This window comes from Streptoverticillium reticulum (assembly GCF_047456005.1).
GTDB lineage: Bacteria > Actinomycetota > Actinomycetes > Streptomycetales > Streptomycetaceae > Streptomyces > Streptomyces reticulum.
Genome location: NZ_CP179755.1, coordinates 5,169,052 through 5,192,446 on the forward strand (window position 1 = coordinate 5,169,052; position 23,395 = coordinate 5,192,446).

Consider the following 23,395-nt stretch of genomic DNA (forward strand, 5'->3'; position numbering starts at 1 on the left):
ATCCGCAAACTATTGCGCACCTTGCGGTTCGGAGGGACCCTGCGGCCATGACTCAGACCACGGATCACACCCCGCACACCGCACGGCAGGCCGACCCCTTCCCGGTCAAGGGGATGGACGCGGTGGTCTTCGCCGTCGGCAACGCCAAGCAGGCCGCGCACTACTACTCCGTCGCGTTCGGCATGAAGCTGGTCGCCTACTCCGGACCGGAGAACGGCAGCCGGGAGACGGCGAGTTACGTCCTGGAGTCCGGCAGCGCCCGGTTCGTCTTCACCACTGTCATCAAGCCCGCGAGCGAGCGCGGCCGCTTCCTCGCCGCCCACGTCGCCGAGCACGGCGACGGCGTCGTGGACCTCGCCATCGAGGTGCCGGACGCGCGGGCCGCCTACGCCTACGCCGTCGAGCACGGGGCGACGGGCCTGCAGGAGCCGCAGGAGATCAAGGACGAGCACGGCACGGTCGTCCTCGCCTCCATCGCCACCTACGGCAAGACCCGCCACACCCTGGTCGAGCGCTCCGACTACACCGGCCCGTACCTGCCCGGCTTCGTCGCCGCCGCCCCGATCGTCGAGCCCGGCACGCGGCCCGGGGGTGTGGGGGTGTCCCCCACAAGGTACTTCCAGGCGATCGACCACTGCGTCGGCAACGTCGAGCTCGGCAAGATGGACGAGTGGGTCACCTTCTACAACAACGTCATGGGCTTCACCAACATGAAGGAGTTCGTGGGCGACGACATCGCCACCGAGTACTCCGCGCTCATGTCGAAGGTCGTCGCGGACGGCACCCGCAAGGTGAAGTTCCCGCTCAACGAGCCGGCGATCGCCAAGAAGAAGTCCCAGATCGACGAGTACCTCGAGTTCTACAACGGCCCCGGCGTGCAGCACATCGCCCTGGCCACGAACGACATCGTCGCCACCGTGCGCGCCATGCGCGCGGCCGGGGTCCAGTTCCTCGACACCCCCGACACGTACTACGACACGCTCGGCGAGTGGGCCGGCGAGACCCGCGTGCCCGTCGAGACGCTGCGCGAGCTGAAGATCCTCGTCGACCGCGACGAGGACGGCTACCTGCTGCAGATCTTCACCAAGCCGGTGCAGGACCGTCCGACGGTCTTCTTCGAGATGATCGAGCGGCACGGCTCGATGGGCTTCGGCAAGGGCAACTTCAAGGCGCTGTTCGAGGCGATCGAGAGGGAGCAGGAGAAGCGGGGCAATCTCTGACGGTTCGGCGATCTTCCCCCTGCCACTGTGTGGTGGCAGGGTGAGCCTATGGGCGATCTCATTGGTCAGCTGCTCGAAGGGCTCCCCGCCGACGCGCTGCTCACCGACCCCGACGTCATGCGCTCCTACGCCACCGACATGGCCAGCTTCTGCGCCGCCGGGGCGCCCGGTGCCGTGGTGCTGCCGCGGACCGTGGAGCAGGTGCAGCACGTGATGCGCACCGCGACGGCACTGCGCGTGCCGGTCGTGCCACAGGGGGCCCGGACGGGCCTGTCCGGCGCGGCCAATGCGCTGGACGGGTGCATCGTGCTGTCGCTGGTGAAGATGGACCGGATCGTCGAGATCGACCCGGTCGACCGGGTCGCCGTCGTGGAGCCGGGCGTGGTCAACGCCGTCCTGTCGCGCGCGGTCGCCGAACAGGGCCTCTACTACCCGCCGGACCCGTCGAGTTGGGAGCAGTGCACCATCGGCGGCAACATCGGCACGGCGTCCGGTGGGCTGTGCTGCGTCAAGTACGGCGTCACCGCCGAGTACGTACTGGGTCTGGACGTCGTCCTCGCGGACGGCCGGCTGCTGAGGACCGGCCGCAGGACGGCCAAGGGCGTTGCGGGCTACGACCTGACGCGTCTGTTCGTCGGCTCCGAGGGCAGCCTCGGCGTGGTCGTACGGGCCGTCCTGGCGCTCAAGCCCGAACCGCCGCAGCAGTTGGCGCTGGCGGCGGAGTTCCCGTCGGTCGCCGCGGCGTGCGAGGCGGTGTGCCGCATCATGCGGCGCGGGCACGCGCCGTCACTGCTGGAGCTGATGGACGGCACCACGGTGCGGGCGGTCAACTCCATGGCCCGGATGGGCCTTCCGGAGAGCACGGAGGCGCTGCTGCTCGCCGCTTTCGACACCCCCGACCCCGGCCCGGACCTGGCCGCGGTGGCGGAACTGTGCCGCGACGCGGGGGCGACGGAGGTCGTCCCCGCCGAGGACGCGGCCGAGTCGGACCTGCTGCTGCAGGCGCGCCGCATGTCGCTGCCCGCCCTGGAGACACTCCGCCCGGCCACGATGATCGACGACGTGTGCGTCCCGCGGTCCCGCCTGGCGGAGATGCTGGACGGCACGGCGGCCGTCGCGGAGCGGCACGGCCTGACCATCGGCGTGTGCGCCCACGCGGGCGACGGCAACACCCACCCGGTGGTCTGCTTCGACCCGGCCGACGCGGACGAGGCGCGGCGCGCACGGGAGTCGTTCGACGAAATCATGGCCCTGGGCCTGGAGTTGGGCGGCACGATCACGGGCGAGCACGGGGTGGGCCTGCTGAAGAAGGAATGGCTGGCGAAGGAACTGGGCCCGGTGGCCCTGGAGATGCAGCGGGGCATCAAGGCGGTCTTCGACCCGCTGGGTCTGCTGAACCCGGGCAAGGTGCTGGACGCGTGACCGGCCGGGGGGCACCGCCCCCGGCCCCCCTAGGGCCTGTCGTCACATTCCCGTCTGCCCCGCGGCGCCTGGCACGCGCTCTCGCCGCACCGGGCGAAAGCACGCACCAGACGCCGCGGGGCCGCCCTTCGGGCGACGACGGGAATGTGACGACAGTCCCTGGGGGCACCTCCCAGCGCCAGCTGGGGGAGGTCCCGTCACCCGGACTCGGCCGCCAGCAACACCCGCAGCCCCTCGTCGAGCCCCAGCAACTCGGCCTCCGCCCCGGGCGGAACAACCCGCATGGTCCGCTCCAGCCACCCCGTAACAACGTTCGCCTGCGCGAGCACCACCGCTTCGCCCTCCGGCGACGTCAACCCCAGGCACACCACCGTGCGTCCCCCGGCCCGCGCGGGCCACACCCGCACGTCCCCTTCCCCGGCCGGGCGGAAGACCCCGTCCACCAGCAGGTCGCGCGCGAACGTCCATGTCACCGGCGCGAGTGAGGTGATGTGGAAGGTGATGCGCACGGCGTACGGATCGTCCGCGCAGTACGTCAGCCGGGCCGGCACGGGAATGCTGCGCTCCGGTGACAGCATCAGGTCGATGTCCAGCTCGCGTTCCACCACGGTGTCCATGAGTGCGCCCTCTCTGCTCGGCTTCCCTCGACGCGTGGCCCTTCGGTGTGGGCCCGCACCGGGGAGAGCGCACCGGCCCCACGTCATGACGCGACTTTTCACCCTGACTTCTCACCATGACGTCGCAGCATGGCTCCGGGCGTCCTCCAGTCGCACGTGTGAGTGGTCCCGCTCCCGGGACGGCCACAGGAGTGGGGACTTCTGGTAGACCTGTTGGCTGCGCTGCGGGTTGCCTTTTGCGCATTGAGTTCACAGTACGGACCGAACAGATACGGGACACCGGAGACCATGAGCGCACCTCCCTCGGGATCCGCCGACAGTCACCCCGTCCGCGGGTACTACCCCGAGGGGTAGTACCGTCAACCGGGTACATCTGGGGCGTGCGGCATTTCGCCTGGTCAGAGGCGTGATTCGGCTGTGCTGGTCTATGTGTTGCGGTGTCTGTCCGCAAATGGACACGGGACCGATGAAGTCCCTGATCTACGCGGAGTCGGCGAACGGGATCACGGACTCGCAGCACCAGCAGTACCTCTCGCGCAACATTAACGGGTACTGCGGGATCGGGGGATGGGAGTCTCCTGCCCGGTGGGCGTGACCAGGACCGATGACTGAGCTTCTCCGGCCCGCCCCCAAGGTTGTTGCCGAAACCGGCTGATCAACGTCGGCAGGGGTTCGCCGCACTCGTCGGGGGTCGGTACGGTCTGTGTTGTGCCCGGCGCGCGTTGGTTGGTCACCAGTGGTTGCGCGTGGCGGGAGGTCGCGCACGACTAGGGGAGCTGGTACCGGCATGCCGTTCGACGCTGCTTGCACACAGGAAGAAGGTTTCACCTCGGCACGAACAGCGCGCGTGATGGCTGAAGCGTGCCGGTTGGCGGGGCTGGACGCCGAAGGAGCGACGCTGATCCGCCTCGGGGAGAACGCCCTTTACCGGTTGGCGTCCGTGCCAGTGGTCGTGCGCATTGCCCGATCATCGGAGTACATGGCTTCGGCACGCAACGAGGTAGCAGTGTCTCGTTGGCTGGAGGCTGAGCAATTCCCTGCTGCGCGTGTTCTGGGCGACCTGGAACAGCCGCAGATGGTTGACGGGCACCCGGTGACGTTCTGGCATCTGATCCGCGAGGGGGACAGGAAGGCAACCTATGCAGAACTCGGCGGAGTTCTTAGGGATTTGCACTCGCTGTTGCTGCCTTCCGGCTTGGAGCTGCCGCCCTACAACATCTTCGGCCGAACCCCTCTGCGCCTCGCTCGCGCGCATGGCATAGCTGCTGCTGACCGCGAGTTCTTGCAACACCGCTTCGGAGAGCTGCGAACCAAGGTGGCTGAGCTGTATTTCGACTCGCCCAAGGGTCCGATGCACGGGGATGCACACGTACAGAACCTGATGGTTGACGATCGGGGGCAAGTCAGGCTCATCGACTTCGAGAAGTTCGGCTTCGATCACCCGGAGTGGGACCTCATGGTGACTTCGGTCGAGCATCACAGCCTCGGCTGGCAGACAGCAGAGGAGTACGCGGGCTTCGTATCGGCGTACGGGCGTGATCTCCGGGATTGGCCAGGCTTCCCCACATTGCGCGCTGTGCAGGAGTTCCACATGACTACGTGGCTCATGCAAAACATCAACGAGGATCGGCACGTGGCAGACGAGTACGCACGCCGCATCGCCTCCCTCCGGGACGACAAAGCGCGCCGGGACTGGCGCCCTTGGTAGGCGCTACTCGTCTTCGAGGCGGGCGAGGGCCTGGCGCACCTGCTCGTTGAAGCCGGCGACGACCGGATGGGTGGCGTGGGTGCTGACTTCGGTCTGGAAGTCGGAGACATAGCGCTGGAAGCGGGAAGACTGGAGCGAGTCCCCTGCTTCCACAGCCAAGCTGGCTGTAGCCACCGCAGCTTCAAGTTCGCCATTGAGTAGTTGGCTCTGGGCAAGCACCATGCGGCAGAACCCAAGGGTGCGCGCGTACTTGGGATCCGTCTCATTCACGGCCTTCTGCGCATGCCGCACGGCCTCGGATCGTTGCTTCAAGTCACGGAAACAGTGGCAGAACTCGCCCATGAGCTCTGCCGAGTCGAAGTAGGACAACCAATCCGGATCCTCCGCCGTGTCTGCCTGCTCGAAGTATCGCTCTGCTTCGCTCATGGCCCTTCCTGCGGCCCCGGGGTCTGCGGAGTTGGACAAGGCTCGGGCTTCCATGGCGGCAAACATGGACATGGCACGAGGCGTGGCACGTCCCTTTGCGCCTTCAAGTGCAGCACGGGCCAGCTGGGCGGCTTGGACATGCTGGCCCAAATAGTTTGCCTGGTGACTGAGGTTGGACAGGATACGCGCCCCGAACATCCTGTCGTCGGTTACCTGGGAAAGCCTGAGGGTGGACAGCATGTACCGGTAGGCGAGCCGATGGTTGCCCGTGTCGTAGGCGGTCCACGCCAACAGTTGCCCGACTTCCGATGCGGCACCGAACAAGGCCGTACCGACCTTCTCGCTGAAGCTTGCGTCGAGCAGAGGAAGAACCTCGTGCCGGAAGTAATGGCGTAAGGCCTTGTGCCCGTGGCCTCCGCCGAACTGAAAGTCCAGCTCCATGAACATCTTGCCGGCAGTACGGATGGCTCGGACGTCGCGCATGCCCACGCGCTGGCTCACCGGCCGGTCGGTCTGGATGCCGTCGGGGCGGGCAACCATCCAGGACAGGACGGCGGCGCTCAGGTCGCCGTCGGCAACGACCAAGCGCCCATTGTCCGGCCCCTCCACTCGTTCCGCGCTCAGACCGTCGAGTGCAGCCAAAGCATCCGTAGTTGAGGCGGGATACGTCACGGCGAGAGGTGCAGCCGCCTCCGCTTCGCCGAAGAACCCAAGATCGGCCGGTGTGATCCTGCGCTGCAGCTTCACGCTCAGGGCTGCCGCCATGACGACCGCGGTCTTCGGCTGGATGCCGGCTCCGCTCCGCCATCGCTGAACCGCTACGTGCGTGGTCCCAAGGTGTTCACCACGCTGGGCCGCGACGTCCCGCATGCGCTTGGCCAAGCCCTTGTTCGAGACGTTGGCCTCTGCCATGAGGGAGATCAAATGGGTGTTTGGCTCTCGGCTCATGCTCCCCTGCCATCCCTGGATGACGGCTGGGGTTCATGGTGGCACAGCAGGGCCGCAGAGGGGGGTTCATTCGTGAACCCCCCTCGCATCAAGGGAGTTCGCATGAACCCCCTTGTGAACGCTCCCGCTTGCACCCGGTGCGCCGTTGACTGTTCGGCACCGACGGAACAGCCGTTCCGCCCGGCAGATGGGAGGAACAGGCATGGCGTCATCGAAGACCAAACGGTCGACAGCGGATTCTTCGACACTTGCTCCCCACGATCCGGCGCACGTAGCTTCGGCTCTCCACTTCCGGGCGTTCACGTTGTTCGCCGAGTCGCCCGACACCGTGCGGGCTGCGCGCGACATGGCCCGATCGACCGTCCAGGACTGGGGCCTTGAAGCACTGTTGGACGACGTCCGGTTAGTCGTCTCCGAGCTCGTCGGGAACGTGGTCCACCACGCGATCCCGGATCAGCGGCTGGCCAGACCGGGAGCACCTCGACGCATCGACGTGACCCTCCGTATGTGGCCCAAGTGGTTGTTCGTCGGCGTGGCTGACGAGGACTCCAGCGGGCCCACGTTCCCCATCGGTGAGGGGTTCTCCCCCTACCTGACGGATGGCCTCCCGGAAGCGGTGCTGCCTGACTCCGGCCGCGGCCTTCTGATCATCAACCGCCTGGCGGACGCCGTGTGGTGGGTCCCGGGGGAGGACGGTGGCAAGACGATCTACTGCCGCTTCGATCTCGGCACGCCGGGGTAGAGAGCCGGGCCGCTGCCGTCCTGGACCTCCCTTGCGATCGGGAGGTAGGCGCGGCCCATTGCCGGAGCAGGAGTGACCGCCCAGCCCCGGCTGGCGTGGCCTCTCGCAGCCCTCGGGAGCTCCCCTCCCGAGCGAGAGGCCGCGCCCCCACCGGCAACTTAGTACGGGCCTTGTTGAGGGCCCCAGACGGACAGGAATGGCAATGGCAAGGGTGTGGTCGCAGCGCGTGAGGCCCGGAGACGTGATCGTTCACGATGGCAGGTGGCGGAAGGTGAAGGGCGTCCGCCAGGACTGGCGCTCGGGGACCATGGAGGTCGTACTGACGTTCAAGAACGCCAAGCCCTTGCGGCTGGGCCCCTCGGATTCGGCGCACCTGAGTGACGACCCGCGGCGAGACCTCGGCCAGTGAAGACCGACGTACTCCCATAGACGGGCTGGGCCACAGCGAGCGCGTGGCCGAGCCTCCCCTCAGCGCGGGAACACCGACGTTATGACCGACGTCTGTGCTCTCTCGAAAGATGCCTGAGGGGGCGGCGGTTGGCGCCAGCCACCGTCAGCGGTTCGGTTCCCCTGAGTCTGATCACTCCTCGGGGAGCCGGACCGCGCAACGTCGTAGAACGCGAGACCGGACCACCCCGCCGCCTGGACAGTTGGGGGGTGGTCCGGAAGGGATCACGGATGACCCCGGTGCCGATGGTACCGGGGCCGTCGTCGTGCGCCTATGGGATGTGCCCCTCAAATGATCAATTGCAGCCATGATGCGAAGAGGGGTGGCACGCTGATGTTCGGGCCAGAGGACGGGGCGTTCGGGATCGGCTCGGAGTTCGACCCGGATGCGGTGCTGTGGGTGCGGGGTGTCGACTACGTCGGCGGGTGGCGGGATGCCAAGGATGCAACTGCGGAGTTGAGCGCAGCGCTCGTCCGTGCCGGGGTCGACATCGACGGAGCATCGGTCGTGGCGCAGACGCGGGCAGATGGGTCCGGGGTCGCGCGGCTGGTGTGGCCGGCGGAGCTGGTCCGAGCGGTGGCGGAGCTGGTGCGGCGGGGAACCCACCTGGGTGAAGCCGGCTGAGTCGGCGTGGCAAAAATGGGGCTGCTGGGGCGAGTTGCGGCCGATAGCCTCGTGTGCTTCTCGCGATCTCGGGGAGGTGCATGATGCCGCGTGACGAACAACAGGCCCTTGCCATTGCGATAGGTCTTCTGATGCTGGTGGGCGGGGTACTCCTGGGGGATGCCCTTCTGGGGCCATGGCCCACGCTTGCCACTGGAGTGACCTTGGTGCTGGCCCACTACCTTGGGCCTGCTGTTGCCCAAGAGCTGGCCGTGCGGCGTCTGGCACGGCAGTTACGTCGATATCAATAGTGCTGGCTGTGACACCAACTGCGCAGTTGCCCGTAAGGCAGGTTGGGGCTGCGGCAAGACGTCGCAGCCCCAACCACGTCCCGTGCGGGACGTCTCTCTTACATCAGGCCTGCGCGACCTGGGCGGATGCGCGAACTCCGCTGTTCCGCAGGGCGCGCTTGGCCGTCAGACCTGTGGCGACGGCCAGCGAAGCCAGGAGCGGCGTGCTGGAGGACACGATGTCGCTGAACGCGGTGCCGCCGCACAGCGCCACACCGGGTAGTGCAACCGTGGCCATGCCTATCAGCCAGACAGTTCCCAGCGTCCGGACCACATTACCGTTTTGCATTCGTTCTCCTCACGATAGTTGCGTGTAGGCCACAGATGCGACCAGAGCAAGGGCGACTGCGGCCAATGCCCAGAAATACCACTTGGGAAGTCCAGCCTCCGACTTCTTCAGTCTCATTCCAGCCAATGGCAGAAGGATCGCCAGAACCGCGAGGACGGTAACGAGGGCGCGCATGTTTTCCGTTCAGGTCAGTGCTGGATCAGCAAATGTACTGCGAGACCAGGGCCGAGACCCCCGAGCCTGCCGACAGAGCGGTGGAGAGCGCCCCCGCGGCGTCGGCTGAGATGGCGATGCCGAGAACCTCGATGCCACCGACCGCAGCCGCTGCGGCGAACGCTGCGGCACCAATGCCGTAGACCGCAGCCATGGCGGACATGTGGCAGAAGCCGCGAGGCTGGTTGCCCGTGTGGCCGGTCTGGAAGGCGCGCAGCGTGGTCTTGCCCGCAGCCTCCTTGGACAGGCTCAGGGCGTACTGGCCGTTGTCGTAGATGACCTTGCTCTGGCCCTCGGCAAGCGATGCCCGCGCAGAGTTGATGCCGTCGACAAGCTGCTTGACCAGAGCCTCGTCAACAGGGGTGCCGAGCTGAGCCGAGACCACAGCGGCCGCCCTGGCGGTACGCGAGGAGTTGGCCGGCGCAGCTGAAGCAGTCGACGCGGCGACCGTCAGGATCGCACCCGCGGTCACCACCGCGACGCCACCCATCGATAAGCGCTTGAACACTCTGTCGCCGAACGTTGCGGAGTTCATTTTTCTCCCGTTGTCGTTTATGTCAAACCGAAGCGCAAGCCCGCGGAAATGCGGCCCAATTGCGCTTCGCCGAAGATCATCGCATGCGCGCCGGAACGGGGCACAGGGGAAAAAGTGCATGGCGAAATCACCCTCGTTTTCCATTCATGAACAAGAAGGGCGAATCACTCATATCTCGCTGATCAATACGTTTCAACCATAAGCATCGAATGATCTTGATGTCACCTAAATCAAGCTCACAAGATCACCCATAATGGCACATGACCAGAACGTACAAAATGACCAGGTGAGGCCAGTACGACATCTAGCGTTCACAGTGGCCGAGATCGGGCCAACTACCGCTTGACGTACCAGGGTCGGCGTCACCACAAGCGGCTTGGATTAGACGTTTCGCCACCGGCAAGAGCCAGCCGGACGCCTGGCCACGACGGTGGCAAGCTGAGCGGAGCGCCCAAGACGGGCTCAGCCGCATCGCGGCAACTGCTGCCCCCCTCAACCACGGCCGGGCAGTGCGCTCTCCTCACGCTGGTGCATCCGTGACGGCGCGAGTACGGCGGCAACGTCCCACGTTCCCGGCGGACAGCGCACCGGACTCATGCCCCACTCCTCCCCCTGCTGCTGGCCAAGACCACCCGCGCAACGACGATGCGTGCAGTCGGCCAAGCGCCCGCCACATGTGCCCCTCACCGCTGCCGCCCCGCCCACGCGGCTGTGGCCAGCTGACCTGGGGAGCGTTGATCACTGTTAGCCGTTTCAACCTGCGCCACAGAACGTCAGCCACGATGGCGGGGCGGTCGAGTGGTCGTGCGTCACGTGTGTCTCCCTCAGCCACTTCCCGGCCTCAGCCACGCCTTTCTGCTCTTGGCTCTCGTCACGGTCGTCGCCACCCGAGACGCAGATCCGCTGATGCCGCCTGCCGGACCGCAGACGACAGCGAAAGCCGACGCGCGAAGCCTGCTCAGCTCAAGACCGGCAACCCTCCACCGCACGCAGCCGGCTGACATCGGCGCCCGACCGGGGACCCGATCGCCAACGAGCCCGGGTTGCAGCGACCTGGGGGGCGTCGACATGGCGCTCGCGGCCATCGCTGCTGAGCCGGCGACGTCGACTTCTTTACGCGCAAGGGCGATTGTGGGTGCGGGCGGCTCGCGCCCGTCCGGGACCGGCCGCCAGGCCGCAGCCCGGGCGGGGCGGCGGGGCCGCCCGGCGCGCCGAAGGCGCGCCCTTGAGCAAGTAAAGGGAAGTTGGACGCGATCGGCTCTCAGCTGCTGCGCGCAGCACCAGCGGTGCGGGTGGTGTCGGCGGTGATCCGGTAGGAGAACTGCGCACGGGCGCCGCTGGCGCGCAGGTCCTCCAGGACGAGTGGTTGGTCGTCGGTGCCGTGGGTGATGCGCGTGGAGGTGACGACCGGGGTTGCTTCGGGGATGTCGAGTGCGGAGCGTTCGTCGGGCTGCGGCATCCGGGCCCCTACGGTCTCGGTCCACGCCAGGCTGTGGCCGGCTGCGGCAAGGGCGGCATAGACCTGCTCCGGGTCCATGTCGGGATGCTCGGCGAGCGCCTTCCCCTTCCCCTCCTCCGCCACCGCGAACGGGATGAGCATCCGATGCAGCGCACGCGTACCCGTGGCGGGATCGGACAGAAGCCGGTCGACACCGAAGAGCGCATCCCCCTCGGCGAGTTCGAACAGCGGAGCCGTTTCTGTGGTGACCTCGGTGCGGTAGACCGTCGGGGCCTCGACCGTCTCCCACGCGTGTCCCAGTACGAAGGTCTTCGCCTTGCGGGCAATGCTGCGGTCGATGACCAGCGACGGTGCGGGGAGTGCGCGGACGAACGATCCCTTGCCGTGGATGACCTCGATCAATCCCTCAGACCGAAGGGCGGAGATGGCGTTGCGGACGGTGGGGCGGGAGACCCCGTAGCGCGCGATGAGCTGGGCTTCGGAGGGGAGCGGGGCGCCGGGCGGGAACTCGCCTGCGGCGATGGCCTTGCGGATTTCGGCAGCGACCTGCTGGTACAGGGCGCCGGGGCGCTGAATCTCTCCCACGTCGGGGACTTCCTCTCCGTCGGTCTGCGGTCCGGCTCACATCACTCGTCAGCATAAGTGGTTGCGCGCTCGGGTCAACAGATGCATAGTCGTCACTTGTTAGTACGAGTGACGTCCGCCGGGTCGGCGGGTGTCTGGTTGGCCAAGGAGGCCTGGTACTTCATGCAGTCCATTCCTGTGGACGTATCCCGGCTGGGTGTCATGCGGTGTGCGGTGGCACCCGAGCCGAAGATGACGGGGTTCGAGACGAAGGAGGTCAAGAAAGACCGCGACGGCAACACGATCTACACGGTCGGTGTGCTGGTGCGGCAGGACGGGCGCCGGGTGTCGGTGATCGAGATCGCCGTGCCCAGTGAGCCGAAGGGTGTGGCGGAGGGTGTGGAGGTGCGCGTCACCGGGCTGGAGGCGTTCGCCTGGGCCATGGGCGACCGGCACGGCCTGTCCTTCCGCGCCAACGCCATCACCCCCGTCGCGCCTGCTGCCGGAAAGGCGGGTGGGGCGTGATGGGACACATCCTCTTCGCCCTGCTCCTGGCCGTCGCGGCGGTGCTGCTGGTGGCCGGCGGGCGCCTGCGGGAGCGGTACCCGATAGCGGTCTGGTACTGCACCGGCTACCCGCGCACCGCGTTACGCATCCTGTGGCACTGGCGCGAGGTCGCCCGGCACACCGACCTGGCCGTCTCCCCGAGCCCGGCCCGCACGCTGATCGCGGATGTGATCGTGACCGGTCGTCCGCTGCGGCCGGTCGCACCGCGCATCTCCTTCCCCAAACCCACCCGCACCGGTGTCTCCCTGCTGGTGCGCCTGCACCCCGGGCAGACCCCGGAGCTCTACAAGGCCGCGGTGGAGGCGCTGGCGCACGCATGGCGCGTCCACGCTGTCCGCGTGACCTCGCCGGACCGGGGGTTCGTCCTGCTGACGGCGACTGCTGTCGATCCGCTCCAGCATCCCGGGCGCGCGCACGCCAAGCCTGCCCTGCTCTCGGCGCTGGTCGGGATCCTCGAAGCCGGCGGCGCGTGGGTGCTGGACTTCCGGACGGTACCCCACTGGATGATCGTGGGCGCCACACAGTCAGGAAAGTCCACCCTGCTCGCGCGGCTGGTCACTCAGCTCGCTCCGCAGCATGTCGCCCTGGTGGGCATCGACTGCAAGGGGGGCATGGAACTGGGCCTGTTTGAGAGCCGCTTGTCGGCTCTGGCAACCAGCCGGCGCGAGGCTGCCGCGGCCCTCGGCGCGCTGGTGATCGAGCTGCAGGAACGCATGCTGGTCTGCCGTGAGGCAGGCGTGCGCTCGATCTGGCAACTGCCGGAGAAACTGCGCCCGGTCCCGATCGTGGTCATCGTCGACGAGCTCGCAGAGCTCTACTTGCACGACGGTACCCGCGAGAGCAAGGCCGAAGCGGAGCAGTGCTCGGTCTACCTGCTGCGCATCGCCCAGCTCGGTGCGGTCCTGGGGCTGCACCTGGTGGTAGCCGGGCAGCGGATCGGCTCCGAACTCGGCTCCGGCGTCACCGCGTTGCGTGCCCAGCTGTCCGGCCGCATCTGCCACGCGGTCAACGACCCCGGAACCGCTGAGATGACCCTGGGCGACCTCGCCAAGGACGCTGTCGCCGCCGCGCAGTCGATCACCGCAGAGGAGAAGGGCGTTGCCATCTGCCTCGGAGCCGATGGCGGCTGGAGCCGGGCCCGGTCCCACCTGACCACCATCGACCAAGCACGCGAGATCACAGCCAAGCACTTCCACCTGACCCCGGTCCTTCCCGGTGTCCACCGTGCCCTGCTGATGGCCGACGGAGATGGTGCCTCGTGAGCGAGCAAGCAGCCCTGCCCATCGCCGTGGTCTTCGGCGTCATGACCGCGCTCCTGGTCCGCTCCCGCGACGTCAAGGCCTGGGAGGCCGTGATCATCGGCCTGTTCGGCATGTACGTCGGCCAGACCGCAGCGTTCCTCTTCCTCAACCAGATCGTCACCTACATCCTGTCCGGCTTCACCCACCACAGCTGAGAAGGGACCACGCCGTGCCCATGCGCCCCGTGCGCTGCCCCGTCTGCAAGGGCGAACGCCGCACCCGCAAAACCCGTCACGGTCGCTGGCACCGCTGCCGCTGCTGCCGCGGCAACGGCACCATCCGCTGACCAACCAACCCGAGAACCAGGAGTGATCGCCATGGACGACACCGGCCCACCACCCAACCACCGTGCCGCCACTGCGGCCTACCAAGGGAGGTCCCCACCATCCGCCCCGACATCACGTCGGACGACAGGCGCGCCGTCCTCGACCGCGCGGCGCGCCTGCGCCAACTGCCCCAGATCGACCAGGACATCATCCGACTCGCCAACGACTCGAAGTTTTCCCGCTGGATCGAGCAGGTCACTGCCACCGGCGGCTGCGCCCGACCGGTCCACCTCAGCGGCCACACCACCGCCTACGACGTGGCAACCGGCGAGATCCTGCGCCACTACAGCACCCACAACGAACCCGGCGAACGACTTCTCCTGCGCTGCCGCAACCGGCGCGAAACCGTCTGCCCCTCCTGCTCCCGCCTCCACGCCGGAGACACCTTCCACCTCGTCCGAGCCGGCCTGACCGGCGGCAAAACCATCCCCGTCTCGGTCCGCACCCATCCCCGGCTCTTCGTCACCCTCACCGCCCCGTCCTTCGGGCCCGTCCACCGCACCACCACCGACGGCCGACGCTGCCACCCCCGCCGCAACAGCGGCACATGCGACCACGACCGCCCCCGCAGCTGCACCGCCTTCCACGCACCGGACGAGCCGCTGGCCGGACAACCGATCTGCCCCGGTTGCTACGACTACACCGCCCACGTCCTGTGGCACGCCCACGCCGGAGAACTGTGGTCCCGTTTCGTCCGCAACATCCGGCGTCACCTCGCCACTGCGGCTGGATTCAAGCAGTCCCACTTCCCCCAGCACGCACGGCTGTCCTTCGCCAAGGTCGCCGAATACCAGCAACGAGCCGCCGTCCACGTCCACGCCGTCATCCGCCTCGACGGCCCCGCCGGACCGAACGACCCGCCCCCGCTCTGGGGCACCGCACAAGCACTCGTCGACGCCGTCCACGCAGCCCGACGCCAGGTCTTCGTCAGCACCTCGTACACCCCGGCTACGGGGGAAGTCGCTCTCCGCTGGGGCATTCAGCTCGACGCCCGCCCTATCCGCACCAACCCCGGCCCCGGAGGTCTCACGGACGACGCGATAGCCGCGTACGTCGCCAAGTACGTCACCAAGGGAGCAGGCTCCGGCTCAGCCGGCGGTACCGACTACCCCGTCACCAGCCAAGACGACATCGACCGCGCCCCTGTCACCAGCCACGTACGCACTCTCATGCACACCTGCTGGCGACTCGGCGGCCTACCCGAACTCGCGCCACTCCGACTCCACGCCTGGGCGCACACCCTCGGCTACCGCGGCCACATCCTCACCAAATCCCGGGTGTACTCCACCACTTACGAAGCACTACAAACCGAACGCACTCAACACGCAAGTAGCGCAAGCCCCGAGAACATTGCCGGAACGATCACAGAAGCCAACTGGCGCTACCTCGGCTCCGGCCACACCCCCGGCGCCGCTCTCATCGCTGCGGGAATCACCCAAGACGCGATCCTAAACCGGGAAATTGCACGTGATTCGCTGACTCGTGTGGCGTGGGGGCGGGCTCATGCCGGAGACGAGTAGCGGCGTGAGCCCGGACGATCCGTCCGTCCGGGCTTGGCTCGATCGCCATCTCGCACGTGCTCCCCAGCTGACTATTGAGGAGCGGAGCTACCTTCGGTCTCGGCTGCTTCGGTTTGGCCGGGAACAATCGCGGAGTTCTTGCGGTGGCGCCACAGAGGGATGACCGTGTCCGCGTCGAAGGCGCCTCGTCCTCTAGGCGAGGGAAGGAGCTGGATTCCTTCCATGTAGCGCTTCAAGAGGGCTCGTTTCTCCGGGATACCGCCCTTGTTCCACTGCTCTGCCACTTCCGCAGCTGGTTGATGCACACGAACGGGCCCGAGAGCGGAAAGATTGTCGTTGATCTCGCGAAGTTTTTTGGAGATCCGTCCGATGTGCTCGTCGTAGTCATCGCGCGACCAACCAAGGTCTGCAAGCTTTCCGCTCTCCCACTTGCTTTCGAGCCGGGCCTTCTCTTGTACTTGTTCTTGTTCCTCTGCCTCCAGAGCGGTCCTGCGTTCAGTGATCTGCTGCTCTGCGTCCCCCGGATCGCTCGTCTTGGAGAGTTCCTTTTCAATGAACCCCTTCATGAGCAGGTCGACCAGGTCGTCCAACGGAGCCATCTTCCTCGACGTGGACCCGCATGCGGTGCCTCTCCCTCGCGAAGGGCACCTGTAGGTGTGATAGCCCCGCTTCGAGTTGAAGTACGACTCCAAAGGCGTCTTGCATTTGGAACACCGCACGATGCCGGTGAGCAAGTACTTTCCGCGACCGATGCCGCCGTAGTTGGTCGTGTCGACCTCACCGCTCTCGCGACGCTGCTTCATGGCCGTCTGCGCTCTGAACCATTCCTGCGGAGTGACGATGGCGTCCCATGAGCCCATCATGGGGTTGCCCTTCTCGTCGGTGAGAAGCTTTGACAAGCCGTCGTGTTGCTTCGATGCCTCTATGCGGTGGCTTCCTTCGTAGAGGACCATTCCGGCGTAGCGTGGGTTCACAAGGATCGTTTTGACGGATGGAACATCCCAGTGCTTACCGCCGGGTGACGGGATCTTGTCGGCGTTCAAGTCTGCTGTGATCCCGTTGAAGGACTTGCTGTCTTCAGTGAACTCCCTGAAGATCCTTCGGACTACCTCCGCCTCGTCTTCGACGATGCGGCCAACTTCCTCGCCTTTCCTCACCCAGCCGTACCCGAGGCGTCCGATGGGGATCCCCACCTCTGCGGCTCCTAGGGTGTCGCGCGCTACGCGCCGCGATGTGTCCTGAGACTGCTTGAGGAGCATCACGCACATGATGCGCGCCATGTTGCAGTCAGCTTCCCGGACGAGGTTGAGTTCGCTCGTTGCTCCCACGGCCGGCCGCTTGGTCTCTTGGACGACGTTCGCCAGGTCCTCCAAGTCCCGGGGCTGCCTGACCAGTCGGTCCAGGTCGTAGAAGATCACTCCATCGATGAACCCGCTGAGAAGATCTTTGAGCATCCTCTGGAACGCGGGGCGGAGGACAACCCAATCGACGCTGCCGTCCGGACGGGTGACTTTCCGCTTCTTGTAAGCGCTGGTTGCGGGGTCCTCGTACAACTTTGCGAACTTGCCCCAGCCCAGCGCCTTGCGCTTGGCTTCAATGTCCTCGGTCTGTCGCTCGAAGGCAGTCTTTCGGTTGGTCTCCTTCTTCCTGGTCCTCCTCTCTTCGTTAATGTCCTCCATGGACAGGCGGAGGTACCCGCCTGGACGCTGCGGTACGTACGACGCGTACCCCGTGCTTAAGTCAAGCGTCGTGGTGCGTCCCTGCTTGCGTAGCTGAGCGATCAGGGGATCATCGATGCCGGACATGGCCGACAAGTCAAGTGTGTTGTTGAGGAACGGAGTTGGGGGCATGGTCCACCCTCCCGGCAAGACTGGGAATGTACCCTGCAGAGGGTACTACCCCGACCCCTCCATTCCCGGATATATCCGTTACTGGAGCGGTACCGCCTGGGTGCCCGGCACCAGCCGGCCCGCGCCCTCCGAGGGGGAGCCGATGCCGGCGGCGCCCGCCGGGGTGGCCGGGATGGCCGCGGCACAGGCACCCGCGCTCGCCGCGCCCGTCCCGCCCACGCCGCGGCAGCCGACGGCGGAGGAGACGGGTCCGGTGTTCCTGGACGAGGAGCCGGAGCCGGCCGAGGACGCCGGGGGCATCGCCTGGCGCGCGGACGCGGCCCGGCAGGAAGGCTTCGGCGGCGATGCGGACCGCCGCGTCTCCTGGGGCGGCACGCCCGGCGCCGTCCCGGAGGTCCCCCGCGCCCGCGACCCCCGGCTGCCCGCGGAACCGGCGGAGTCCGAGGCCTCGCTCGGGCTGCGTCCCAAGCCGCACGGCGCCGCCCCCGGCGGCCCGCCCGCGCCGCTCCCGGGCGGGCCCGAACCGCTGCCCGCGACCCCGCAGATCGCGGCCGCCCCGCAGGCCCGGCCGGACCAGCGCACCCAGGAGCCGCCCGTCGTGCCGGCCCAGGCGCCCGCCGCCGTCCCCGCCCGGCGTCAGGAGAGCCCGCCGCCCGTGCTCCGCCCCTCCTCGGCCGCGGTGCCGGTCCGGGAGCAGCAGCAGTCCGTCCCGCCCACGGCCCCGGTCGGCTGGGCACATCAGGTGCACCAGCTCGCCGCGGGGGAGCCGGGGCCGTGGAAGCCGCCGCCGGCGGACGACATCTTCGCCGCGATGGCCGCGCAGCAGCAGGGCCGGCCCGCCCCGCTCGGCCGCCGCCTGGGCGCACGGCTGATCGACTGGGCCGTGCTCGGTTCGGCCGTGGGCGCCGTCGCGGCGCCGTTGTGGGAGAAGTCCGTCGAGCACATCGACGCCAAGGTGGAGCGCGCCCGGCAGTCCGGCCAGACGGTGACGGTGTGGCTGCTCGACGGCACGACCGGCACGTACCTCGGCATCGTGCTGGCGGTCCTGCTCGTCGGCGGCGTGCTCTACGAGGCGCTGCCGACCGCCCTGTGGGGGCGCACGCTGGGCAAGAAGCTGTGCGGGGTGCGGGTGCTGGACATCGAGTCGCACGACAAGGCCTCGTTCGGCACGGCGCTGCGGCGCTGGCTGGTCAACGCCGTTCTGGGCGTGCTCGGCATCGGCGTGCTGAACGTCCTGTGGTGCGTGTTCGACCGCCCGTGGCGCCAGTGCTGGCACGACAAGGCGGCGCACACGTTCGTGGCCTCGGCGAAGGGCTGAGCCCCTGTGTCATCTGCGGGCCGGTGGGGGCTGGTCGCGCAGTTCCCCGCGCCCCTTCGGGGCACGGTCGGCTCGTCGGCGCGCCCCGTAAGGGGCGCGGGGAACTGCGCGATCAACCACGGACGGCCCGCAGCCGCAGTACCGCCGACCCGAACGGCGCGCGGCGGATGCGGAAGCCGGCAGCCCGGGTTCTACTCGGGCCATGAGCACCGATCAGCCGCGGGAAGACGACCCGTTCCAGAAGAGGCCGTCCGAGCCGCCCGGCTCGGGGGAGCCGCCGTACCCGGGGTCGGGCAGCGTGCCGCCCTACGGCGGCCCCGGCGGCCCCGGCAGCCCCTACGGCAACGAGTACGGCGCAGCCGACCCTCTGGCCGGAATGCCGCCGCTGGCGAGCCGGTTCAGGCGGCTGATCGCGCGCATCATCGACGGCCTGATCGTCAGCATCCCGGTCAGCGCGATCTTCTCCGCGGCGACCTGGGGCTGGGACCCCTGGCGGGACAACGCCAAGTCCACCGGGCTGGGCATCCTCATCTCCGTCGTCTACTTCGTGTACGAGGGCCTGATGCTGACCACGCGTGGGCAGACGGTCGGCAAGATGGCGATGAAGATCCGCGTCGCGGTGCTGGAGAACGGTGCCGTCCCGGCGGGCAGCGTCGGCTGGACGCGTGCGGCGGTCTACAACCTGCCGGAGGTCGTGCCCTGTTGTGGCTTTGTGTTCTGGCTGGTCAACGTGCTGTGGTGCACGTGGGACCAGCCGTACCACCAGTGCATCCACGACAAGGCGGCGAAGACCGTCGTGGTGTCAACCGTGCAGTGACTGGCGGACCGTGGGGGCGGCCGCAGTGCGCGTGGGCGTCCGCTGTCCGGGGATCCGGACGGCGGTCCGCGTATGCCGGCGGCGTGGTGGTGCCGCGACGGCGAAGGCGGCGAGGAGCCCGAGGGCCAGGGCCGTCAGGGCGATGACCGCGGCACCGAACCCCGAGCGTGCCTGGGACAGCAGCAGCATGACGAGGGTCGAGCAGACCACGGTGGCCGAGCCGTAAGCGATCTGTGCAGGAGTCGGACGCGGCATGGCGGTATCCGTCCTCAAGACATCGACAGGGACGACGAGTCGGCGAACAGGGGACAGCAATCCGACTCTACGGTCCTGACTGCCCGAGGGGAACCAGCAGTAAGCGTGACCTAACCCACGGTGGCAGGGCGCGGGGGGCGTGTGGATGCATTGGGGGCATCAATGAGGTGTCGGTGCGCGCCCGTTGTGCGGCCGAGGGGACGCCGAGGGGGACGTCGAGGGGGACGTCGAGGAAGAGGGGAAAGTCTTGCCCCATCCTTTATTCGAAACTTAAAGTCCGCATAACGTACTGGGGTTGACCGCCTCAGTCAAGATCTGTCTTTTCTTGCGTGACTTCGGTCAAATACCTCCACAGTTCTTACTGGGGAGGACACTCACAAGTGAACAGCAGCCAACGGAGGGGCTTCAGAGCCGCCGCCGTGGCCACGGTGACCGCTGCACTCGGCGCGGCCACCCTGACCACGGGGACGGCCTGGGCCGCGAGCCCGACCGACTCGCCCTCGCCCGTCGCCGTCGAGCGCCACGACCCCGCGCAGGTCCAGCGCGGCGCGGAGCACGACCTCAAGGGCCCCTACTCGAAGAAGCAGGCCGACCAGCGCAAGTCCGCGCTGGAGCAGACGATCTCCGGCGACGCCAAGGCCGAGAAGCGCGGCCCGTCCACGGTCGTCCAGCTCGGCAAGGGCAAGTACGTCGAGCTCGCCCGGCAGAAGACCGACAAGATCTTCACCATCCTCGTCGACTTCGGCGACAAGGTCGACGACACCACGACGTACGACCCGGACGGGCCCGACGGCCCCAAGCCGCCCGTCAAGAAGTACGGCGGCACGCCCGGCCCCGCGCACAATCGGATACCGAAGCCGGACCGTGCGAAGGACAACAGCACGGCCTGGCAGAAGGACTTCGACCGCCGGCATTACCAGGATCTCTACTTCTCGCACGACAAGAACAAGGAGTCCCTGGCCAAGTACTACGAGAAGCAGTCCTCGGGCCGCTACTCGGTCGACGGCGTCGTCAGCGACTGGGTGCGCGTCCCCTGGAACGAGGCCCGCTACGGCTCCAACTACTGCGGCAGCACCAACTGCTCCAACGCCTGGGACCTCGTGCGCGACGCGGTGAACCAGTGGGTGGCGGACCAGAAGGCCGCCGGCCGCAGCGACGCCGACATCAAGGCCACCCTGGCCCAGTACGACCAGTGGGACCGCAACGACTACAACCACAACGGCAACTTCAACGAGCCCGACGGCTACATCGACCACTTCCAGATCGTCCACGCCGGCGAGGACGAGTCCGCGGGCGGCGGCGCGCAGGGCAAGGACGCCATCTGGGCGCACCGTTGGTACGCCTACGGCTCCGACGCCGGCAAGACCGGCCCGTCCTTCAACAAGGCGGGCGGCACCGAGATCGGCGACACCGGCTTCTGGGTCGGCGACTACACGATGCAGCCGGAGAACGGCGGACTCGGCGTCTTCGCCCACGAGTACGGTCACGACCTGGGCCTGCCCGACGAGTACGACACCACCGGAACCGGTGAGTCCTCCGTCGCCTACTGGTCGTTGATGTCCTCGGGCTCCTGGCTCGGCAACGGCAAGGACACCATCGGCGACCTGCCCGGTGACATGAGCGCCTGGGACAAGCTCCAGCTCGGCTGGCTCAACTACGACAAGGCCAAGGCCGCGACGAAGTCGACGCACAAGCTGGGCGTGGCCGAGTACAACACCAAGGACAAGCAGGCGCTGCTGGTCGACCTGCCCGCCAAGAAGGTCACCACCGGCGTGGTCGCGCCGGCCGAGGGCACCAGGCAGTGGTGGTCGGGCCAGGGCGACGGCCTGAAGAACACCCTGACCCGGACCGTGGACCTCACCGGCGCGTCCAAGGCCTCGCTGGACCTCTCCGGCTGGTGGGACATCGAGGAGAACTACGACTTCCTCTACACCGAGGTCTCCACGGACGGCGGTGCGAGCTGGACGCCGCTCGACGGCACCGCGGACGGCAAGGGGATCACTCGTGATGGCGGCAACCGGCCCGCTCTGACGGGGACTTCGGGCGCGTACCGGAAGCTGGCCTTCCCGCTCGACGCGTACGCGGGCAAGAAGGTCGACCTCCGGTTCCGCTACGCCACCGACGGCGGCACCTCCGGCAAGGGTTTCACGGCGGACGCGATCGCGCTCACCGCGGACGGCCGGACCGTCTTCTCGGACAACGCCGAGGGCGACGACAACGGCTGGACCGCCAAGGGCTTCTCGCGCATCGGCGCCTCCTTCACCAAGGAGTACCCGCAGTACTACATCGCCGAGAACCGCCAGTACGTCTCCTACGACCGGACCCTGAAGACCGGCCCGTACAACTTCGGCTGGAAGGACGGCAAGCCGGGCTGGGTGGAGCACTACCCGTACCAGAACGGCCTGCTGGTCTGGCTGTGGGACACCTCGCAGACGGACAACAACGTCGGCGTCCACCCCGGCTCCGGCCGCATCCTGCCGGTCGACGCCCACCCCAAGGCCGAGAAGTGGGCGGACGGTTCGCTGATGCGCAACCGCTTCCAGGCCTACGACTCCACGTTCAGCTGGTTCCCGGCCGCGGGCTACACGGTGCACTCCAACGGCGTGGCCGCCAAGGTCAAGGCCAAGCCGGGCGTTCCGGTCTTCGACGACCACAGGAACACCTACTACGACCCGGCGAACCCCACGGGCGGGGTGCGCCTGACCGACACCAACACCCGCATCCGGATCCAGGCGCAGGCGCCGAGCGGCTCCTGGATGCTCCTCCAGGTGGGCCCGTCGGCGAAGTAACCGCCGGAGCGACCGCTCGGTAACCGGCCGCCGCCTCGCCCTCTGGCGGGCGGCGGCCATCGTGCCCATGATGCTCTCGTGATGGTCTTACCGGCGGAGAGGTGAGGCGGGCGATGGCAGGCGGAGGCTTCGCAAGGCTCCCGGACAGCAGCGTGGTCGTGGCCCTGTCCCTGCCGGGCCCGCCCGGCGGCAGCGTGGCGCCGGGCGCGCGCGTGCGCGTCCTGGTCCGCGCGGCCAACCGCGCCCGCGCCCTGACGCGCCTGCGCAATCTGGGGCTGCGCGCGGTGTACCTGCGGGGCAACACGGAGCCGCCGACGCCGGACGAGATAACGGCGGTGCTGCACCACCCGGAGGGCATCGTGTGGCGCGCGGCGCCGGACGACGACACCGAGTCGTGGCATCCGATCGCCACGTTGCTGCGGCGCACGGGGTGACGTCCCGGGGGCTTCGCCCCGGGGCCGAGGGCGAAGCCCCGGTCACCCCACGATCGGTTTGCCGCTCAGTTCCACGCCCGCTTCCTTCATCTCCTCCAGTGCCCGCTGGGTCGTCTCGGCGGCGACCCCGGCCGTCAGGTCCAGCAGGACATGGGTGGCGAAGCCGCACCGCACCGCGTCCAGTGCCGTGGCCCGTACGCAGTGGTCCGTGGCGATGCCGACCACGTCCACCTCGGTCACCCCGCGCTCGCGCAGCCACCGTTCCAGTGGCTCCCCGTTCTCGTCCGTTCCCTCGAAGCCGCTGTACGCCGCTGCGTACGCGCCCTTGTCGAAGACCGTGTCTATCGCCCCGGAGGTGATGACGGGCGCGAAGTTCGGGTGGAACCCGCTGCCCTCCGTGCCCGCCACGCAGTGCGCGGGCCAGGAGTGCTCGAAGTCGGGGTGTGCCGAGAAGTGCTCGCCGGGGTCCACGTGGTGGTCACGCGTCGCGACGACGTGTTCGTATATCCCGGCCGTCTCGGCCACGTGGTCGGTTATGGCCGCGGCCACGTCGGAGCCGCCGGCCACCGCGAGGCTGCCGCCCTCGCAGAAGTCGTTCTGCACGTCGACGATGATCAGTGCACGGTTCATGGTGCAGATCCTTTGGGGGAGGGCCGTCGGTCGAACGGTCGAAC

General features: G+C 67.9%; 22 protein-coding genes. 14 read left to right on the forward strand and 8 right to left on the reverse strand.

Annotation, left to right across the window (positions count from 1 at the left end; genetic code table 11):
* The first annotated feature begins 47 nt into the window (after window positions 1-47).
* Together hppD and ACMATS_RS23585 are read left to right on the forward strand one after the other, a co-directional pair.
* On the forward strand, window positions 48-1,220 hold the full coding sequence (gene hppD / locus ACMATS_RS23580; RefSeq protein ID WP_414168957.1) for a 4-hydroxyphenylpyruvate dioxygenase: 1,173 nt from the start codon (window positions 48-50) through the stop codon (window positions 1,218-1,220).
* A gap of 48 nt (window positions 1,221-1,268) precedes the next feature.
* Entirely contained in the window at window positions 1,269-2,642 is a 1,374-nt protein-coding gene (locus tag ACMATS_RS23585) for an FAD-binding oxidoreductase (RefSeq protein ID WP_414168958.1), read from the forward strand.
* A 197-nt stretch (window positions 2,643-2,839) separates the two neighbouring features.
* Here ACMATS_RS23585 and ACMATS_RS23590 read toward each other — a convergent pair whose 3' ends face one another.
* A complete protein-coding gene (locus ACMATS_RS23590) occupies window positions 2,840-3,259 on the reverse strand; it encodes an SsgA family sporulation/cell division regulator (RefSeq protein WP_390782203.1) in 420 nt (139 codons plus the stop codon).
* A 787-nt stretch (window positions 3,260-4,046) separates the two neighbouring features.
* On the opposite strand from ACMATS_RS23590, the gene ACMATS_RS23595 reads away from it, so the two are divergent.
* Window positions 4,047-4,967 (forward strand): phosphotransferase enzyme family protein, encoded by a 921-nt coding sequence (locus ACMATS_RS23595; RefSeq protein WP_414168959.1) that lies wholly within the window; start codon window positions 4,047-4,049, stop codon window positions 4,965-4,967.
* A 3-nt stretch (window positions 4,968-4,970) separates the two neighbouring features.
* Here the strand turns inward: ACMATS_RS23595 and ACMATS_RS23600 are convergent, their stop codons facing one another.
* Window positions 4,971-6,341, reverse strand: a complete 1,371-nt coding sequence (locus tag ACMATS_RS23600; protein ID WP_414168960.1) for a sporulation protein — start codon at window positions 6,339-6,341, stop codon at window positions 4,971-4,973.
* A 202-nt stretch (window positions 6,342-6,543) separates the two neighbouring features.
* On the opposite strand from ACMATS_RS23600, the gene ACMATS_RS23605 reads away from it, so the two are divergent.
* The 3 genes from ACMATS_RS23605 to ACMATS_RS23615 all read left to right on the forward strand — a co-directional run bounded on the left by ACMATS_RS23605 (window position 6,544) and on the right by ACMATS_RS23615 (window position 8,155).
* Window positions 6,544-7,083: an ATP-binding protein gene (locus tag ACMATS_RS23605; protein ID WP_414168961.1), complete on the forward strand. Its 540-nt coding sequence runs from the start codon at window positions 6,544-6,546 to the stop codon at window positions 7,081-7,083.
* 271 nt (window positions 7,084-7,354) lie between these two features.
* Window positions 7,355-7,492, forward strand: coding sequence for a hypothetical protein (locus ACMATS_RS23610; protein ID WP_414168962.1), 138 nt, complete (start codon window positions 7,355-7,357; stop codon window positions 7,490-7,492).
* A 372-nt stretch (window positions 7,493-7,864) separates the two neighbouring features.
* Window positions 7,865-8,155 (forward strand): hypothetical protein, encoded by a 291-nt coding sequence (locus ACMATS_RS23615; protein ID WP_414168963.1) that lies wholly within the window; start codon window positions 7,865-7,867, stop codon window positions 8,153-8,155.
* Window positions 8,156-8,548: 393 nt separating this feature from the next.
* On the opposite strand, the gene ACMATS_RS23620 is transcribed toward ACMATS_RS23615, so the two are convergent.
* The 3 genes from ACMATS_RS23620 to ACMATS_RS23630 all read right to left on the reverse strand — a co-directional run bounded on the left by ACMATS_RS23620 (window position 8,549) and on the right by ACMATS_RS23630 (window position 11,565).
* Complete coding sequence (locus ACMATS_RS23620; protein WP_414168964.1) at window positions 8,549-8,773, reverse strand: hypothetical protein; 225 nt, start codon at window positions 8,771-8,773, stop codon at window positions 8,549-8,551.
* Between the two features lie 199 nt (window positions 8,774-8,972).
* Window positions 8,973-9,665: a hypothetical protein gene (locus ACMATS_RS23625; protein WP_414168965.1), complete on the reverse strand. Its 693-nt coding sequence runs from the start codon at window positions 9,663-9,665 to the stop codon at window positions 8,973-8,975.
* Window positions 9,666-10,782: 1,117 nt separating this feature from the next.
* Window positions 10,783-11,565 carry a GntR family transcriptional regulator gene (locus ACMATS_RS23630; RefSeq protein WP_414168966.1) on the reverse strand — a complete coding sequence of 261 codons (783 nt, stop codon included), beginning with the start codon at window positions 11,563-11,565 and terminating at the stop codon, window positions 10,783-10,785.
* A gap of 162 nt (window positions 11,566-11,727) precedes the next feature.
* Between ACMATS_RS23630 and ACMATS_RS23635 the strand changes: the two genes are divergently transcribed.
* The 4 genes from ACMATS_RS23635 (at window position 11,728) to ACMATS_RS23650 (ending at window position 15,258) form a co-directional block, all read left to right on the forward strand.
* The gene (locus ACMATS_RS23635) at window positions 11,728-12,069 is read left to right on the forward strand and encodes a hypothetical protein (RefSeq protein WP_414168967.1); all 342 of its coding nucleotides are present in this window, start codon (window positions 11,728-11,730) and stop codon (window positions 12,067-12,069) included.
* Window positions 12,069-13,373: an FtsK/SpoIIIE domain-containing protein gene (locus ACMATS_RS23640; protein ID WP_414170776.1), complete on the forward strand. Its 1,305-nt coding sequence runs from the start codon at window positions 12,069-12,071 to the stop codon at window positions 13,371-13,373. The genes ACMATS_RS23635 and ACMATS_RS23640 overlap by 1 nt, the downstream gene beginning before the upstream one ends.
* Window positions 13,370-13,567 carry a hypothetical protein gene (locus ACMATS_RS23645; protein ID WP_414168968.1) on the forward strand — a complete coding sequence of 66 codons (198 nt, stop codon included), beginning with the start codon at window positions 13,370-13,372 and terminating at the stop codon, window positions 13,565-13,567. Before ACMATS_RS23640 ends, ACMATS_RS23645 begins: the two co-directional genes overlap by 4 nt.
* A gap of 356 nt (window positions 13,568-13,923) precedes the next feature.
* Window positions 13,924-15,258 (forward strand): replication initiator, encoded by a 1,335-nt coding sequence (locus ACMATS_RS23650; RefSeq protein ID WP_414170777.1) that lies wholly within the window; start codon window positions 13,924-13,926, stop codon window positions 15,256-15,258.
* 71 nt (window positions 15,259-15,329) lie between these two features.
* On the opposite strand, the gene ACMATS_RS23655 is transcribed toward ACMATS_RS23650, so the two are convergent.
* Window positions 15,330-17,063 carry a recombinase family protein gene (locus ACMATS_RS23655; protein WP_414168969.1) on the reverse strand — a complete coding sequence of 578 codons (1,734 nt, stop codon included), beginning with the start codon at window positions 17,061-17,063 and terminating at the stop codon, window positions 15,330-15,332.
* 43 nt (window positions 17,064-17,106) lie between these two features.
* Between ACMATS_RS23655 and ACMATS_RS23660 the strand changes: the two genes are divergently transcribed.
* Together ACMATS_RS23660 and ACMATS_RS23665 are read left to right on the forward strand one after the other, a co-directional pair.
* Complete coding sequence (locus ACMATS_RS23660) at window positions 17,107-18,426, forward strand: RDD family protein (RefSeq protein WP_414168970.1); 1,320 nt, start codon at window positions 17,107-17,109, stop codon at window positions 18,424-18,426.
* Between the two features lie 202 nt (window positions 18,427-18,628).
* Window positions 18,629-19,243, forward strand: coding sequence for an RDD family protein (locus ACMATS_RS23665; RefSeq protein WP_414168971.1), 615 nt, complete (start codon window positions 18,629-18,631; stop codon window positions 19,241-19,243).
* On the opposite strand, the gene ACMATS_RS23670 is transcribed toward ACMATS_RS23665, so the two are convergent.
* Window positions 19,229-19,498, reverse strand: coding sequence for a hypothetical protein (locus ACMATS_RS23670; RefSeq protein ID WP_390782206.1), 270 nt, complete (start codon window positions 19,496-19,498; stop codon window positions 19,229-19,231). The genes ACMATS_RS23665 and ACMATS_RS23670 overlap by 15 nt on opposite strands.
* A gap of 380 nt (window positions 19,499-19,878) precedes the next feature.
* Here ACMATS_RS23670 and ACMATS_RS23675 point away from each other — a divergent pair, with 380 nt between their 5' ends.
* On the forward strand, window positions 19,879-22,287 hold the full coding sequence (locus ACMATS_RS23675; RefSeq protein WP_414168972.1) for an immune inhibitor A domain-containing protein: 2,409 nt from the start codon (window positions 19,879-19,881) through the stop codon (window positions 22,285-22,287).
* 113 nt (window positions 22,288-22,400) lie between these two features.
* On the forward strand, window positions 22,401-22,721 hold the full coding sequence (locus ACMATS_RS23680) for a hypothetical protein (protein ID WP_336413246.1): 321 nt from the start codon (window positions 22,401-22,403) through the stop codon (window positions 22,719-22,721).
* A gap of 42 nt (window positions 22,722-22,763) precedes the next feature.
* On the opposite strand, the gene ACMATS_RS23685 is transcribed toward ACMATS_RS23680, so the two are convergent.
* Entirely contained in the window at window positions 22,764-23,351 is a 588-nt protein-coding gene (locus ACMATS_RS23685; protein WP_414168973.1) for an isochorismatase family protein, read from the reverse strand.
* Window positions 23,352-23,395 lie beyond the last annotated feature (44 nt).

Bases quoted from the DNA above. Each gene is read 5' to 3' on its own strand.
- hppD (WP_414168957.1), top strand. From the start codon at position 48: ATGACTCAGACCACGGATCACACCCCGCACACCGCACGGCAGGCCGAC.
- ACMATS_RS23585 (WP_414168958.1), top strand. From the start codon at position 1,269: ATGGGCGATCTCATTGGTCAGCTGCTCGAAGGGCTCCCCGCCGACGCG.
- ACMATS_RS23590 (WP_390782203.1), bottom strand. From the start codon at position 3,259: ATGGACACCGTGGTGGAACGCGAGCTGGACATCGACCTGATGCTGTCA.
- ACMATS_RS23595 (WP_414168959.1), top strand. From the start codon at position 4,047: ATGCCGTTCGACGCTGCTTGCACACAGGAAGAAGGTTTCACCTCGGCA.
- ACMATS_RS23600 (WP_414168960.1), bottom strand. From the start codon at position 6,341: ATGAGCCGAGAGCCAAACACCCATTTGATCTCCCTCATGGCAGAGGCC.
- ACMATS_RS23605 (WP_414168961.1), top strand. From the start codon at position 6,544: ATGGCGTCATCGAAGACCAAACGGTCGACAGCGGATTCTTCGACACTT.
- ACMATS_RS23615 (WP_414168963.1), top strand. From the start codon at position 7,865: ATGTTCGGGCCAGAGGACGGGGCGTTCGGGATCGGCTCGGAGTTCGAC.
- ACMATS_RS23620 (WP_414168964.1), bottom strand. From the start codon at position 8,773: ATGCAAAACGGTAATGTGGTCCGGACGCTGGGAACTGTCTGGCTGATA.
- ACMATS_RS23625 (WP_414168965.1), bottom strand. From the start codon at position 9,665: ATGGAAAACGAGGGTGATTTCGCCATGCACTTTTTCCCCTGTGCCCCG.
- ACMATS_RS23635 (WP_414168967.1), top strand. From the start codon at position 11,728: ATGCAGTCCATTCCTGTGGACGTATCCCGGCTGGGTGTCATGCGGTGT.
- ACMATS_RS23640 (WP_414170776.1), top strand. From the start codon at position 12,069: ATGGGACACATCCTCTTCGCCCTGCTCCTGGCCGTCGCGGCGGTGCTG.
- ACMATS_RS23655 (WP_414168969.1), bottom strand. From the start codon at position 17,063: ATGTCCGGCATCGATGATCCCCTGATCGCTCAGCTACGCAAGCAGGGA.
- ACMATS_RS23660 (WP_414168970.1), top strand. From the start codon at position 17,107: ATGGTCCACCCTCCCGGCAAGACTGGGAATGTACCCTGCAGAGGGTAC.
- ACMATS_RS23665 (WP_414168971.1), top strand. From the start codon at position 18,629: ATGAGCACCGATCAGCCGCGGGAAGACGACCCGTTCCAGAAGAGGCCG.
- ACMATS_RS23670 (WP_390782206.1), bottom strand. From the start codon at position 19,498: ATGCCGCGTCCGACTCCTGCACAGATCGCTTACGGCTCGGCCACCGTG.
- ACMATS_RS23680 (WP_336413246.1), top strand. From the start codon at position 22,401: ATGGCAGGCGGAGGCTTCGCAAGGCTCCCGGACAGCAGCGTGGTCGTG.
- ACMATS_RS23685 (WP_414168973.1), bottom strand. From the start codon at position 23,351: ATGAACCGTGCACTGATCATCGTCGACGTGCAGAACGACTTCTGCGAG.